Source organism: Stenotrophomonas sp. 01N47, assembly GCF_056399165.1.
Window position 1 is genome coordinate 1 of the sequence record NZ_JBFTQU010000053.1, and the last position, 467, is coordinate 467.

Consider the following 467-nt stretch of genomic DNA (forward strand, 5'->3'; position numbering starts at 1 on the left):
ACTTTTCACCGCAAATTCACTTTTCCCTATGATCTTTACCCTTCGCTGATGGATGGAAAATCGTCAAACCACACCTGCGGCCTTTTGCGACGGTCGACCGGCGGTGCAATGAAGCGTGAAAACGACTCTATGAGAAGCATGATGGAGAAGGGATCGAACCGACCCGCGATGCTCGAAACGTTTGAACGCGCCGCCCTTGAGGCCGGCAAGGCGATCATGGATGTGTACCGCGCCGGCTGCACGGCGGCCAGCAAGGCCGACAACAGCCCAGTGACGATCGCCGACGAGCAGGCCGAGCGGATCATTCTGGCGCATCTCTATCGCGATTTCCCCGATATTCCGGTCATCGCCGAAGAATCGGTCGCGGCCGGCATCGTGCCGGCGGTCGGCTCGTCATTCTTCCTGGTCGATCCGCTTGATGGCACGCGCGAATTCGTCGACAAGCGGCCGGAATTCACCGTCAACAT

1 protein-coding gene is annotated in these 467 nt (G+C 58.7%); it reads left to right on the forward strand.

Annotated elements, in window-relative coordinates; translation table 11 throughout:
- Positions 1 to 108: 108 nt before the first annotated feature.
- Positions 109 to 467 (forward strand): 3'(2'),5'-bisphosphate nucleotidase CysQ family protein (locus tag AC1DKR_RS21165; RefSeq protein WP_478035112.1); only part of this gene is annotated, 359 nt, incomplete at its 3' end.